Source organism: Actinoplanes sp. G11-F43 (genome assembly GCF_050589265.1).
GTDB lineage: Bacteria > Actinomycetota > Actinomycetes > Mycobacteriales > Micromonosporaceae > Actinoplanes.
On record NZ_JBNZCE010000010.1, the window covers coordinates 103,675 to 117,339 of the forward strand.

General features: G+C 69.7%; 13 protein-coding genes. 6 read left to right on the plus strand and 7 right to left on the minus strand.

Annotated elements, in window-relative coordinates; all coding sequences use genetic code 11:
* The first annotated feature begins 399 nt into the window (after window positions 1-399).
* From lnt to ACQ0O7_RS11825, 4 genes are all read left to right on the plus strand, one after another.
* Window positions 400-2,004, plus strand: coding sequence for an apolipoprotein N-acyltransferase (gene lnt, locus ACQ0O7_RS11810; protein WP_430782024.1), 1,605 nt, complete (start codon window positions 400-402; stop codon window positions 2,002-2,004).
* Entirely contained in the window at window positions 2,001-2,789 is a 789-nt protein-coding gene (locus ACQ0O7_RS11815; RefSeq protein ID WP_430782026.1) for a polyprenol monophosphomannose synthase, read from the plus strand. The genes lnt and ACQ0O7_RS11815 overlap by 4 nt, the downstream gene beginning before the upstream one ends.
* Before the next feature lie 67 nt (window positions 2,790-2,856).
* Window positions 2,857-3,372 (plus strand): FxsA family protein, encoded by a 516-nt coding sequence (locus ACQ0O7_RS11820; protein WP_430782027.1) that lies wholly within the window; start codon window positions 2,857-2,859, stop codon window positions 3,370-3,372.
* 1,353 nt (window positions 3,373-4,725) lie between these two features.
* Complete coding sequence (locus tag ACQ0O7_RS11825; protein WP_430782028.1) at window positions 4,726-5,094, plus strand: VOC family protein; 369 nt, start codon at window positions 4,726-4,728, stop codon at window positions 5,092-5,094.
* Window positions 5,095-5,678: 584 nt separating this feature from the next.
* On the opposite strand, the gene ACQ0O7_RS11830 is transcribed toward ACQ0O7_RS11825, so the two are convergent.
* From ACQ0O7_RS11830 to ACQ0O7_RS11850, 5 genes are all read right to left on the minus strand, one after another.
* Window positions 5,679-6,017 carry an RNA polymerase-binding protein RbpA gene (locus ACQ0O7_RS11830; protein WP_045741810.1) on the minus strand — a complete coding sequence of 113 codons (339 nt, stop codon included), beginning with the start codon at window positions 6,015-6,017 and terminating at the stop codon, window positions 5,679-5,681.
* Between the two features lie 392 nt (window positions 6,018-6,409).
* Window positions 6,410-7,516 (minus strand): hypothetical protein, encoded by a 1,107-nt coding sequence (locus tag ACQ0O7_RS11835; protein ID WP_430782029.1) that lies wholly within the window; start codon window positions 7,514-7,516, stop codon window positions 6,410-6,412.
* 338 nt (window positions 7,517-7,854) lie between these two features.
* On the minus strand, window positions 7,855-8,985 hold the full coding sequence (locus ACQ0O7_RS11840) for a serine/threonine protein kinase (protein ID WP_430782030.1): 1,131 nt from the start codon (window positions 8,983-8,985) through the stop codon (window positions 7,855-7,857).
* A 57-nt stretch (window positions 8,986-9,042) separates the two neighbouring features.
* Window positions 9,043-9,771, minus strand: coding sequence for a hypothetical protein (locus tag ACQ0O7_RS11845; RefSeq protein WP_430782032.1), 729 nt, complete (start codon window positions 9,769-9,771; stop codon window positions 9,043-9,045).
* 180 nt (window positions 9,772-9,951) lie between these two features.
* Window positions 9,952-10,515: an ADP-ribosyltransferase gene (locus ACQ0O7_RS11850; RefSeq protein ID WP_430782033.1), complete on the minus strand. Its 564-nt coding sequence runs from the start codon at window positions 10,513-10,515 to the stop codon at window positions 9,952-9,954.
* A gap of 76 nt (window positions 10,516-10,591) precedes the next feature.
* On the opposite strand from ACQ0O7_RS11850, the gene ACQ0O7_RS11855 reads away from it, so the two are divergent.
* Window positions 10,592-11,395 carry an SDR family oxidoreductase gene (locus ACQ0O7_RS11855; RefSeq protein WP_430782035.1) on the plus strand — a complete coding sequence of 268 codons (804 nt, stop codon included), beginning with the start codon at window positions 10,592-10,594 and terminating at the stop codon, window positions 11,393-11,395.
* Here the strand turns inward: ACQ0O7_RS11855 and ACQ0O7_RS11860 are convergent.
* Both ACQ0O7_RS11860 and ACQ0O7_RS11865 read right to left on the minus strand, forming a co-directional pair.
* Entirely contained in the window at window positions 11,352-11,801 is a 450-nt protein-coding gene (locus ACQ0O7_RS11860; RefSeq protein ID WP_430782036.1) for a DoxX family protein, read from the minus strand. The two genes, ACQ0O7_RS11855 and ACQ0O7_RS11860, sit on opposite strands and share 44 nt — an antisense overlap.
* A 1-nt stretch (window position 11,802) precedes the next feature.
* Window positions 11,803-12,915: an SGNH/GDSL hydrolase family protein gene (locus tag ACQ0O7_RS11865; RefSeq protein WP_430782037.1), complete on the minus strand. Its 1,113-nt coding sequence runs from the start codon at window positions 12,913-12,915 to the stop codon at window positions 11,803-11,805.
* A gap of 175 nt (window positions 12,916-13,090) precedes the next feature.
* On the opposite strand from ACQ0O7_RS11865, the gene ACQ0O7_RS11870 reads away from it, so the two are divergent.
* Complete coding sequence (locus ACQ0O7_RS11870) at window positions 13,091-13,624, plus strand: hypothetical protein (protein ID WP_430782038.1); 534 nt, start codon at window positions 13,091-13,093, stop codon at window positions 13,622-13,624.
* The last annotated feature ends 41 nt before the right edge of the window (window positions 13,625-13,665 follow it).

Below are 13,665 nucleotides of genomic sequence, written 5' to 3' on the forward strand. Positions count from 1 at the left end.
GCCCGTGGATGCGACACGCCGTGACACGGGGGACCCGGTTGACAATCAGGCGGGGGATCGACGTACCGTCGTCGGGTCCTGATTTCACTTCTCGTTCTCCCACTCACTGGCCGCAGTCCTCGCAGGGGTCGCGCGTTCAGCCAGGTCCAGGGGGAGGGAATGAGCGGGACCGGTGCGGGAGGGCTGTCCGGCGGCCCCTCCGGAGATCGGATCGTGGCCAGTAGACAACGGCTCGGCGCGGGCACCCGGCACGCGGTGGGTCGGTCCGAAGGTCACGGCGAAGTCTGACGGATTGCACCGGTCGTGGACAGGGGTGGAGCACCCGAGGGGCGTGGTCGAACCGTGACCGCGCCCCTCCGTCGTCGCAGCTCGCGGGCGGGTAGCCTGCCACGCGTGGAAATGACTCTGCCCCCGCCGGCACTGGCCGAACCGGGGGCCGCCCCCGCGCAGCCGGGCCGGCCCCTGCGGCTACCGGTGGCCGTGGCGCTCGCCGTCGCCGCGGGTGCCGCACTGCTGCTCGCCCTGCCGCCGTTCGACCTGTGGTGGCTCTCCCCGGCCGGGGTGGCGCTGCTCGCCGCGGCCGTGCACCGGCGGCGCCTGCGGGCCGGGTTCGGGCTCGGTGTGCTCGCCGGGCTGACACTGTTCGTGCCGCTGCTGGAGTGGACCACCATCGGCGCCGGGTGGCTGCCGTGGATCATGCTGTCGGTGCTCCAGTCGCTGTACATCGGGCTGGCCGGGCTGGCCGGGGCATGGCTGTCGCCGCTGGTGGACCGGTGGCGGTGGCTGTGGCCGCTGGTGGCCGGGCTGATCTGGACCACCCAGGAGTTCCTGCGCGACCGCACGCCGTTCGGGGGGTTCCCGTGGGGGCGGATCGCGTTCAGTCAGGGGGACTCGCCGACGCTGCGGCTGGCGGCGTACGGCGGGGCGCCGCTGGTGACCTTTGTCGTCACGGTGGCCGGGGGTGCCCTGGTAGCCATGTGCTGGCGACGTTTCCGACTTTTGGGTTTTGGGCTTTATGCGGCTTTTGTCGGACTTTTACTGTTTGCGCCGGCATTGCTGCCACTCGGCGCCACCAGCGGGCCGTCCACCACCGTCGCCATCGTGCAGGGCAACGTGCCCCGCCTCGGCCTGGACTTCAACGCCCAGCGCCGCGCGGTCCTCGACAACCACGTGCGGGCCACCGTGCAACTCGCCGCCGACGTGGCCGCCGGCCGGCAGAAACAGCCCGGCCTGGTGGTGTGGCCGGAGAACTCCAGCGACATCGACCCGCTGCGCAACGAGGACGCCGCCGAGCAGATCCAGTACGCCGCCGACACCGTCAAGGCCCCGATCCTGGTCGGCACCCTGCAGCGCACCGACGTCCCCGGCAACAACTACAACGTCAGCATCCTGTGGAACCCCGGCACCGGCCCGGACCACTCCCAGCAGTACGCCAAACGCCACCCCGTCCCGTTCGCCGAATACATGCCGCTGCGCTCCATCGCCCGGCACGTCAGCGACAAGGTAGACCTGGTCAGCAACATGCTCGCCGGAGACCGGCCCGGAGTCATCGACACCGGCGCCGCGGTGGTCGGCAACGTGATCTGCTTCGAGGTGGCCTACGACGGCCTGGTCAAGGACGTCGTCGACGGCGGCGCGCAGATCCTCACCGTGCAGACCAACAACGCCACCTTCAACGAGGCCGAAGCCCGCCAGCAGCTGTCCATGGTCCAGCTGCGGGCGGTCGAACACGGCCGCGAGGCGCTGATGGTGTCCACCGTCGGAGTGTCCGCTTTCGTGGACGTCACTGGCACTGTGTACGGTTCGACGGGTTTCAACACCGCCGCGGTGGTGGTGCGTGACATGAATCTGGACGGACCGACTACGCTGGCGACTCGTTCGGGCAACTGGCCCGAGGTGGTGATCGTCTTTGCTACGGTCGTCGCCCTCATCGGTGTGCTGCCCCTGCGCCGCCGGAGAGACACTAGAGACGGGGATGTCGTGAAGGTTTCGGAGGAACGGTGAGCGAGGCCGAAGGGTACCCGGGCGTGGGACGGGTCCTCGTGATCATTCCCACCTACAACGAGTCGGACAACATCCGGCTCATCACCGGCCGGACACGGGAGGCCGTCCCGTCCGTGGACATCCTCGTCGCCGACGACAACTCCCCGGACGGCACCGGCGCCATCGCCGACGAGCTCGCCGAGGCCGACGACCACATCTTCGTCCTGCACCGGGCCGGCAAGGAAGGCCTCGGCGCCGCCTACAAGGCCGGCTTCCAGTGGGCCAAGGACAAGGGCTACGACGCGGTCGTCGAGATGGACGCCGACGGCTCCCACGCCCCCGAAGAGCTGCACCTGCTGCTCGACGCGCTCGCCGACAACGACGCCGTCATCGGGACCCGCTACATCCCCGGCGGCAGCGTGCACAACTGGCCGCTACGGCGCCTGCTGCTGTCCCGCGGCGGCAACCTGTACATCCGGATGGCCCTCGGCATGCCCTTCAAGGACGCCACCGCCGGCTACCGGGCCTACCGCATCGGCATCCTCGACAAGATCGACGTGGCGACCATCGCCTCCACCGGCTACTCGTTCCAGGTCGAGATGACCTGGCGCGCCCACCGGCAGGGCTTCCGCATGGTCGAGGTGCCGATCACGTTCACCGAGCGCGAAATCGGCGTCTCCAAGATGAGCGGCAACATTTTCAAGGAACAACTGCTCAGGGTCACTACCTGGGGCGTGCAGGCCCGCAAGGAGAGCCTGCTCGGCCTGCTCAACCGCAAACCGCGGCAGGGCAGTACCTGGCCGTGAGGTGTCATGCTTGATGTCAGCCCGCCGTCGTGAGGCGGGCTGGCGACACCCCTCGGAGGTACTTTCGATGCGCCGGAGCAGACTGGCCTTTCTCCCGTTCGTGTTCCCGCTGCTGGCGTTCGCGGAGTTCCTGACCTTCGTGTCGGTGGCCCATGCCATCGGCTTCGGCTGGGCCATCCTGCTCGCCGCCGTGTGCAGCCTCGCCGGCCTGGCCCTGCTCCGCCGCGAAGGCATTCGCGGCTGGCGGGCCTTCCAGGAGGCGGCCCGGGCCGGCCGCCCACCCGGTGCCGAGGTCAGCAACTCGCTGATCGGCCTGTTCGGCGCCCTGCTGCTGGCCCTGCCCGGCTTCGTCACCGGCGTCGCGGGCCTGCTCCTGCTGGTCCCGCCGGGCCGCACGCTGGCTCGCCGGGGCGCGGAGAGGCTGGCCGAGCGCCGCTTGGGCGGAGCCGCCACCAGCGACCTGTTCGGCCCCCGCAAGGTCCGGGTCCACCAGTCCGACCCGGTGACGGTCGTGGTCGTCGACGAGGAGCCGGCGGCTCCCCGCCCAGCAGCGGGTGCCATCGAGGGCGAAATCGTCCGCTGACGACCCGTCCGGCCGCCGCCCACCCGCGTGGCGAGTTCAGGCGCGTACCGCGCCATTACTCGCCACGCCTCTCGCAGCGGTCTCGCCCTGCGTTCGTGGCGTCTCGCGGCGGTCTAGCCCCGTGCGTCCGTGGGGTGTCGCGGCGGTCTCGCCCTGGCATCCGCAGAGTCTCACCGCGTCTCACCCCGCGTCCGTAGCGTCTGGCAGCGGTCTCACCATGCGTCCGTAGTGTCTGGCAGTGGTCTCGCCAGGCGTTCTACGCCCGATTTCACTGTTTTGCCGTGAATGGGAAAGTCGTCATCGGCCGTTTGCGCTCCGCCATCTGCTGTCCGCTTGCGCTTGCTGCTTGCGCTATCTGCCTGTCGATGTCGATGTCGGTTGTCTGATTTCCGCCGACGGTTAACTTGTGCTTTTGCCGGACCGATGCCCCGGGCTGCCCGTCTTACCTATTTTATTCAGAAATACGTGTTGTGCGAGTTCGGAACGCCTTCGTATTGCTCGCGCTCGCGGGTGCCCGCGAGCGGGCGGCCCCCTCCTGTCGAGCTCGGGCGGCCCTCTCCTGTCGAGCTCGGGCGGCCCTCTCCTGTCGAGATCTTGGAGGATTTTCCACCCCGAATTGAGTCTTGTTCGTGGCTGCCTGATCACTTGCGGTCAATTCCTTGTGAGGGCAACCCGTCCAGCTAAAATCTTGGCGGATTTACCACCTTATTCGGTGGAAAATCCGTCAAGATCGGCCAGGGGGGCCGGAAGGTGGACACTCGCGCGGGAATTGACCACGGACTGGCCGGCAGCCCAGAGGAAGTCTCAAAACGGTGGTGAATCTTCCAAGATCGCCTGGGGTCAGGCCAGGAAGTGGACACTCGCGCGGGGAATTTACGGCGGGCGGACCAGTCGCCAAGGATAAGGCTCAAATCGGCGGAAAGTTACCGATAATGCGGATTTGGGCCGTATTCGCGAGGTTTGCTTCTTCTGGTGCCGGAGGGGTCCGCGAAAGGCCTGAAAGGCAACAAGTTGAGGTTGGGTAAATAGGTGATTGCTGGTCGGCCTGCTCGGGGCGTGACCCCTGCCCGGGATGTGACCCCTGGTAGGACGTGACCTCAGCCTGGGCTGGACCTCTCCTTGGGCTGGGACATCTCCTTGCTGGGACATCTGCTTGGGCTGCGACGCCTGTTGGGTTGCGACGCCTGCTTGGGTTGCGACGCCTGCTTGGGCTGGGACGCCTGCTTGGGCTTGTTTGACCTCGCTGCTCGCTGGGGTTGTCGTGGTTGGCCGTGGGAGGGCTGATCTGGCTGCCAGAGGTTTTGGCTGTGGACTTTTTCGGTGGAGAGGGCGTCGGCGGGGGAGAATGTGTCAATGTTTGATGAGGTATTTCCGATTCTTGCTACGCCGGATCTTGAGCGATCGCTGGCTTTTTACCGCGACCTGCTCGGTGGTGAGGTTACGTATCGGTTCCCCGAGGAGGGTGAATCCGTCTATGTCGGCATACGTTTGGGGAGCTCTCACCTCGGCATCGGCCGACAGGACGAACCCGGCGATCTCGCCAACGATCGCGTGACTTTGTGGATCTACGCCGAGGACTGTGATGCAGGTGTTGCGCGGCTTCGTGACGGTGGGGTCGTGGTGTTGCAGGAGCCGGCCGATCAACCGTGGGGAGAGCGGATGGCCATGGTGGCGGACCCTGACGGCAACCGGGTGATCATCGCTTCGCGTGGGCCGGCCTGATCGTCGTTGATCGGTTCCCGGTCGATGTAGCACTCCGGCCCGACGATCACTGTTGTTTTCCGCCGATGGTGAGATGCCGGAAAAGGTGGGCGAGGCATCGGAAACTGAGGGCGAGGCGTCGCATCTACCGGGCGGTGAGGCAAGGATCTGCTGGGCGGTGAGGTGAGGGTCTGCCGGGCGGTGAGGCAAGGGTCTGCTGGGCGGCGAGGTGAGGGGCGATGGCCTGGGGGCGTGGTCGGGCGTCGCATCCGCTTAGGTGGGGCCTGATGCCCCGCACCGCGAAGGATGTAGCCAGTCCTTTAAACGCATCTGCTCAGGTGGGAGCCCGGTCTCTCGCCCGCGTAGCTGCGGCCAGGCCTGTTGCAGGTTGGGTGGGGACGAAAAAGGGGCGCCCTGCCCGAGATGACGAAATGGCTGTCCTGTCCGGGGCGAGCGGAGAGGCCGTCCTGCTTGGGACGACGGAATGGCCGCCCTGCCCGGGGTGAGCGAAATGGCTGTCCTGTCCGGGGCGAGCGGAGAGGCCGTCCCGCCTCGGATGACGAAAAGGCCGCCCCGGGTGGGGCGGCCTCTCTGTGATTCGGGTGTCAGCGGCCGCGGCGGGTGCGGACCTCCTGCAACCGCTCGTTGAGAATGTCCTCGAGTTCGGCGATCGAACGCCGCTCGAGCAGCATGTCCCAGTGGGTACGCGGCGGCTTCGCCTTCTTCTGCTCCGGCTCGCTCCCGTCAACCAGTCGGGCGACGCTGCCGTCGAACTTGCACTCCCAGGTGGTGGGCACCTCGGCGTCGACGGCGAACGGCACCTCGAACTGGTGACCCTTCGCGCACAGGAACTCGCGGGTCTGCCGGGGCGCCAGCTCAGTGTTACGGTCGGACTCGTAGCTGACTGCGCCAAGACGGCTGCCGCGCAGCATGCGTTCGCCCATGATCGGCTTTCCCCTCGCTCGTGGTGCTGCTCTCGTTGGTATAACGAAAGGGGCGGCCGCTGGATTCCTCCGCCGGGATCCCCGACGGCCGCCAAAGTCTGTCCGTGCCTGTTTCCGCTAAAACCGCCGTTGTCGACGGTGTTAACGCTATGAGCGTAACCGGCCACTCACCCCACCCCGCAAACCGAGATGGCGTACGAGTGGACCTTGGTCCACTTTATGGCCCTTCGCGGCTTCTGCGTGTGGTGCGATGTCGGTCACTGAGCAGATTCACTCGTAATTTACGGAACCTTGGGTCACCTGACTATCCGCGTACTGTAGTGATCGGCCGCCACCAGGCTTCCTGAAGTGTTACCAGAACATCGCGAGACGGCCGTTGAACGTGAGAATGGTCACCAGTCAACCCCCGGGGCCTCGAAAACCGCCCGCACCAGCCTGCCTCGCACCCCGGTCACCCCCGTTTCTCCCGCCACCGTCTCCGGATCACGGTGCGCCGGCGACCGCACCACCCCGTGGTAGAAGTCGCCGGAACCGACGGCCGCACCCCCATCACTACCCCGAACCTCGGCACGCACACCAGTCAATTCCGGAACATCAACCCCATGCGCCGGTACGCCTGTCACCCGCTCGGCGTCGGCCGGCCGGTCGAACCGATCGCCCCAGGGGAACAGTCCGGCGCCACCGAAGCCCATCGCGTACTCCCACTCGTCCGGGGTCGGCAGTCGCCGTCCGTGATCGGCGAGCCCGGTGACCACGTCGGCATAGGTGACATAGGAGTCGGCCCAGGCCCGGACCACCCGCCGGGAACCGGGTGCGAACCGGCCGGCCGCGTACGTCTCCCGGTCCTCGTCCGGCACCCGGCCCGGACCCCAGTGGGTGCACCGGCAACCCTGATCGGGCCGGTTGTGCTCCCGCTCGAAGGCCGCCACCGCCACGGTCACCTGTGGATCGTCGACGGCCAGCGGAGTCCGCCCGGCGACGGCGACCGGTGCGGAGACCAGAAGAGACGACACCGTTGCGGTACGGGGTGAGGTGACGCGTTCCCGCAAGTAGGCACGCAACCGATCGAGATCAGCGGGGTCAGCCCGCCACGGGCCGGGACCGGCCGCTGGGGCCCGGTGCGGCGCTGCCGGGATCCAGTCGAACAACGGTTCCTGGCCGGGCAGGACCGGCACCGGCTGATACCAGGGATCCCGCGCGGGCTCCGGGTCGTCGTCCCAGCCGGGTTCCCACAGGTCACTGGCCACACCGAGGAACGATTCCAGCTCCGCCCGGGTCGGCAGGAAACGGCTCGCGTCGTAGCCCAGGGTGGCGGTACCGCCCGGCACCAGGACGAACTCGTGCCCACCGATCATGAACCGGGCCACCCGAACCGGCTGGAACACCGCATCCGGCAGCCGGACCCGCACCGACTCGGCGCCGAGAGCCTCGGCCAGGGCCGCCACATACCGCTGCTCGTCGCGCCGGCCGAGCCCGCGCCATTGATCCAGGGTGATCATCGCCCGGAGGCTACCGCCCGGCCGGGCCACGAGACAGAACGTTCTGGCGCGGGCGCGGGCGAGGGCACGGGCGAGGGCGACGGTGACGGGCGAGGGCGACGGTGACGGGTGGCGGTGACGGCAGGGCGGCAGTGATGGCGGTGACGGCGACGGTGGCGGGGGGTAACGGGGCGACGGTGACGTATGGCGGTGACGGCGGCGATGTGTGGCGGTGACGGCGGCGATGTGTGGCGGTGACGGCGGCGATGTGTGGCGGTGACGGCGGCGACGTGTGGCGGTGACGGCGGTGACGTGTGGCGGTGACGGCGGGGGCGGCGGTGACGTGTGGCGGTGACGTGTCAGCTGTTGCCCGAGGCGGTGGGCTGAGCGGGGGCGGGCGGGGGCGCGGCCGCGGGCGCTGCCGGACGGGCCGCGCCCAGGCTGGCCAGGGCCGCCGCCAGGTCGCTGACCTGGGAGGTCAGCTGGGCGACACGGCTGTGGGCGGTGTCGGCGTCGGCGCGGGCGGACGCGAGGCGGCGTTCCAGGTCGGCGTGTTCGCGCGCGGCGCGCTCGGCGGCGCGTTCCAGATCTTCGGTGGTACGGCGGAGCCCGTCCCGTTCCGCGGCGGCCGCGGTCAGGGCCTGCTGGGCGGCCGTCGCCTGTTCGGCCAGCCGGTCCCGGTCGGCTTCGGCGGAGTCGGCACGCTGCCGATCGCGGGCGGCCTCCGCGGACAGCCGCTCCGACTCGGCGCGGGCGGCGGTCAGCTCCTCGGCGGACCGTTCGCGCTGTTCGTCGGCCGTACGGCGTAATTGTTTGAGGTCTTCCAGGGCCGTCTTCAGATCGCGGTCGGAGGCGTCACGCTGGGCGCGGACCTCGGAGAGCTCCTTGCGGGCCGCGCCCAGACTCTCACCCGCGGCGTCCCGCTCGGCCTCGGCCCGCTCCCGCAGCGCGGCGGCCGCGGTGGCGGCCCGGACCGCCTCGTCCCGTGCCGCCGCCGCCTCCTGGGCCCGCTTCCCGGACTCCTCGGCGTTGCGCTGCGCGTCCTGCGCCCGGTGCTGGGCCTCGTCGCGTTCGGCGGTGGCCGCCGACGCCAGCTGCTGTGCCGCGGCCGCCGCCTTGGCCGCCTGATCGGCGTCGCGGCGGGCGTCGTCACGTTCCGCGTGGGCGGCCGCCACCTGCCCGGACGTCTCCGCCCGGACCTCGGCGACCTGGCGTTCCACCCCGGCCGGGGACATCTCCGAATGCAGGGCCTCGCTCAGCGACCCGACCAGCTGATCGAGCCGGTCGACGGCCTCCCAGGTGCGGGCCACCTGCCCGGCCAGGCCCGGCGACGAACGATGCCGCATCCGGACGTTGCGGGAGGCGCGCTGGCATTCGCCGTCGTTGTCCCGGCAGTAGCGGAACGGGCGCCCGGCGGACGCGCGCTGCGGCACCGGGCGGCCACAGTGGGCGCACGGGCGGGTCTCGGTGTCATTGTCCGGCACAGTCATAACAACCTAAGCGTAGGCATGTCGCGGCCCGCATCCCGGCAACCACACCGGCGATGATCAGAAGACCGGGATCAGGCGTGGTGACGACGCCGGATCGAACTCCGGGATCAGATCCTCGCGCAGCGCGGCGGCCCGCCCGGCGGCGGTGGCCACCTCGCGGCGCAGACTGTCCCGGGTGGCGTCGGCCAGCTCGGCGTCGTGCCGGATCCGCTCCTCGGAGGCGGCGGCCTGGTGGTACAGGTGGTAGCGGACCGCGGCGATCGCCCGGTGCAGCACCAGTTCCTGCTCGACCGGGTGGAGCTTCGGGTTCCAGCCGCCGGCGCCGGCGGCCAGATCGGCCAGCACGGTGGCGGGCAGGTCACCGCGATCGACGGCGTCGGCCACCGCGCGGTGCAGGAATCTCTCCCGGGAGGCGTACTCGGAGGTGGTGCGGAGGGTGTCCGGGGTGCGGAAGGCGGCGGCCGCCCGGGTCCGGTTCAGCCGCTGCTCGGCGTCCTGCCAGGTGTGCCAGGCGTCGTCGGCGTGCTCGTCGGTCTGCCGCCAGTAGCTCTGCCAGCGCTGGGCGGCCTCCTCGGCGCGCTCGGCGGCCACCGCCACCTCGTCGGCCCAGCGCTGCGCCTCGACCGCCGCCCGGTGCCGCTGGAGGCGCTGCTCGTGCCGGCGGCGCAGGGCCGGGATCAGCAGCAGGGCGTGGTGGACGAGCGACGCCAGCCGGTGCCCGGCCAGCAGCAGCAGCGCGGTGAGGCGTGCCCCCACGGCGGCCGACGTCAACGGCGCGGTACTCACGATCGGTGAACCCCTCCTGGGAAGCGGAGAATCCGACCGTACCCGCGGAAAGGTGCGAACCCGCCGGCCGCGGACCGTGATGTGCGGCATCTTGCCTGGTCGGCGCCGGTGTGCCGGGCCCCGGTCGAAGTCATCGCCGCCGGTGGGCCCGCCCGGGCAGGGGCGGGCCCGGGGCGCGGCTCAGTGCCAGGGCCGGTAGTTCGGGTTGCTCTGACAGTCGCTCATGATCTCGGTCTTGGTGGTCTTGTCGACCGGGCAGACGCCGATCACGTACTCGCGGCGGATTCCTCCGGGGAACGCGACCTCGGCCTGGTCGGCGTACTTGTGGTCGGAGCCGATGGTCTTGTTGACGTCGATGCCGCCGGGCGCGTCGATGTAGTAGTTCCAGCCGGACTTGTACCAGGACTTGTAGAGGTCGTGGTCGTAGGTGGTGGAGACGTACGGCGACGGCTGGTTGACCAGGACGTATTGCTTCACGTCGTACTGCCCGCCGGTGACGTCCTTGGCGGAGAAACCCTCGGCGAAGATGACCTCGGGCTTGCGGCCGTCGCTGCGGTAGAGGGTTCCGCAGCTCTGCCGCCACACCGGCGCCGGGGTGATCCGGTCGAGCTTGACGTTCGCCCTGTCGGTGGCCGCCTGGATCTTGTCCTCGACGATCGGGCAGGACGGGGCGGCGGCCGCCGCGACGGGTGTGGAGAGGGCTGCGCCGAGGGAGAGCACGGCGGCGAGCACGTAGTTGATCATGAACTGCACGATGTCGGCCCACCCGCGCCACGCGGCGGATCATCACACGATCGTCGGCGTGTCCTAATCTTCATGAATGGATCGCACCGCACTCGTCACCGGGGCGTCGTCGGGCATCGGCCACGCGACCGCGTCCGCGCTCGCCGCCCGCGGCTACCGGGTGATCGGCACCAGCCGTGACCCGGACGCGCTGAAGCCGGAGCAGCGGCCGGCCGGAGTCGAGTTCATCGCCCTCGACCTCGCCGACGAGGCCTCCATCGAGCGCCTCGCCCCCGCGCTGGCCGGGGTGGACGTGCTGGTCAACAACGCCGGCGAGAGCCAGAACGGGCCGCTGGAGGACCTGCCCGGCGACGCGCTGCGGCGGCTGTTCCAGATCAATGTGTTCGGGCCGGTGCGGCTCACCCAGCTGGCCCTGCCGGGGATGCGGCAGCGCCGCTACGGGCGGGTGGTGATGATCGGGTCGATGCTGGCGTCGTTCCCCCTGGCGTACCGGTCGTCATATGTCGCCTCGAAAGCCGCGATCAAGGGCTTCAGCAACGGGGCCCGGCACGAGCTGAGCCCGTTCGGGGTGTGGCTGACCACCGTGGAACCGGGGTCGATCGCCACCGGCATCAGCGAGCGGCGTACCAAATACATCGCCGGCGACTCGGCCTACCGCGACGACTTCGCCACCATGCTGAACGCCCTGGACCGCAACGAGCGGGCCGGGATCGGCGCCGACCGGGTCGCCGCGACCGTCCTCACCGCGATCGGGGCGGGCCGGCCCCGGGCGCACTACGCGGTGGGCAGCAACGCGCCGCTGGTGTTCCCGCTGCGGCGGCTGCTGCCCGCCGGGCTCATGGCGAAACTGACCCACGGCCGGCACGATCTGCGCCGCTGAACCGTCGCCGCAGGGTGCCGACCGCCTGGGTGACGGCCAGCGCCCACACCACCAGCAGCGGCTGGAAGAACAACCGGACGAATCGCTTGGTGTCGGTGTCCAGCCCGAACCCGTCCTTGTGCTCCAGCCACTGCGCGACGTTCCCCGGGAAGATCACCACGAAGAACGCCGCGGTCAGCGCGCCGACCACGGCCCGTGACGGCTGCCGCCACACGGTCAGCAACGCCAGCCCCAGCCCGATCTCGACGACGCCGGACGCGACCACCACCAGATCGGCGCCGATCGGGAACCAGTCCGGCACCTGCGCCTGGAACTCCCGCCGCGCCACCGTCAGATGCGAGATGCCGGCGAAAGCCAGCGCCGCGCCGAGCAGGACCTGTCCAGCCGCCCGAAGATATCCACCCATGTCAGTCAGTGAACCAGGTGAGGTCGGCGGCGTCCGCGATGGCCCGCAGACCCGCCGGCGAGGGGTGCAGGTGATCACCCGAATCGAACTCGGCCCGGAACCGGGTCGGCGCGGCCGGATCGTGGGTGGCGGTGTCCTGATCCAGCACCGCGTCACAGCCGCTGTCCGGGGAACGCACGAAGGCGTTGATCTCGGCGCGGCCCGACTCGCCCAGCGGAGTCCAGTAGCCGGCACCCCGGTAGGGGGTCAGGGTCGAGCAGATCACGCGTACCCCGGAGGCATGGGCCCGGTCCACCAGCTGCCGCAACGTGTCGATCAGCCGGGACGCCGAAGGCGGGTCGGCCGCGCCCAGATCGTTGATCGCGTCGTCCGAGATGATCACCCAGCGCACACCCGGCTGGCGCAGCACGTCCCGGTCGAACCGGCGCACCCCACTTTCGCCCCGGTCGTCGGCGGTGAACCGGTTGCCGCTGATCCCCGCGTTGAGCACACCCACCGTCCGGCCCGCAGCGCGCAGCCGGGCGGCCAGCAGATCCGGCCAGCGCTGGTCGGCGCCGAACCGGGAGCCCAGCCCGTCGGTGATCGACGCGCCGAACGCCACCACCGCCGCCCCGTCGCTGCGGACATCCAGCCCGGACAGGAAGAACCAGCTGCTCTCGGTACGGGCCCGGGACAGTTTCGCGGCCGGCACCTGATCCCCGGCGGCCACGTAGTTGTGCCGCGCCGCGATCCCGTGCCGACTGCTCGGGCCGGTCGCCGACGGCAGATAGGCGGTCACCGCGACGTTCCCGCCGGCCGGCACCGGGAACGCGACCTCGTCACTGACCGCTATCCCGCCGACCGGGATGGTCACCGTGGGTTGCCCGCCGAACGTCACCGGGCGATCGGTGGACGGATCGATCACACCGTCCTTGACCGGGCGGGCCAGGTGCACCGCGCCGACGGTCAGCGGCCGGGTCCCGAACTCGTTGGTCAACCGGATCCGGGCCGCGTCGCCGCCGATGCTGGTGTGCACGATCTGGCGCAGGGTGTGCCGTTCGAAGGTGCGGCCGCCACTCTCCATCGCGGTCGCCCAGGTGCCGACCCAGGGGAGGGGTTCGTGTCGCTCCATCATGGGCGACTTCTCCAACACTTCGGTTTTATCGGGAATGTCGGGTGCGCCACAACCTGCTGTGAGCAGCACGGAGAGTAATGCCGCCCGCCGCATGATTCCCCTGTCTGTCGCGATTCGCAGATACTGTCATCGCCTGTGGTTGACGGCCTCACCCACAGCCGGTCGTGTGGTCAACATGACTGCGATCGTGGGCCTGACCCGGGGAAAATCCGTCTACATCGGGGGCGACAGTGCCGGAGTGTCCGGCTTGAGCCTGTCCGTCCGCGCCGACACCAAGGTATTCCGCAACAAGCGGTATCTCTTCGGATTCACCAGTTCGTTCCGGATGGGCCAATTGATCCGCTATTCACTCAGCCTGCCGAAACCGGAAGGCGACCTGGACCGGTTCATGGTCACCCGATTCATCGACGGCTTACGGGACTGCCTCAAATCCGGCGGCTACGCCCGCAAGGAGGAGGAACAGGAACTCGGCGGCACCTTCCTGGTCGGCGTCGAAGGCCGCCTCTACACCATTTACGACGACTATCAGGTGGCCCGGGCCGCCGACGGATTCGCGGCGGTCGGCTGCGGAAACGACATCGCCCTCGGCGCCCTCTACGCCACCGCCGGCCGCGGAATGCGCCCGAAAGCCCGAGTCCGGCTGGCCCTGAGCGCCGCGGAACGGTTCAGCGCCGGCGTCCGAGGACCATTCGACTGCAAAAAGATCTGATTGCGTACGGGCATGCGAAGCTCGATATCGACCCCGCGCGG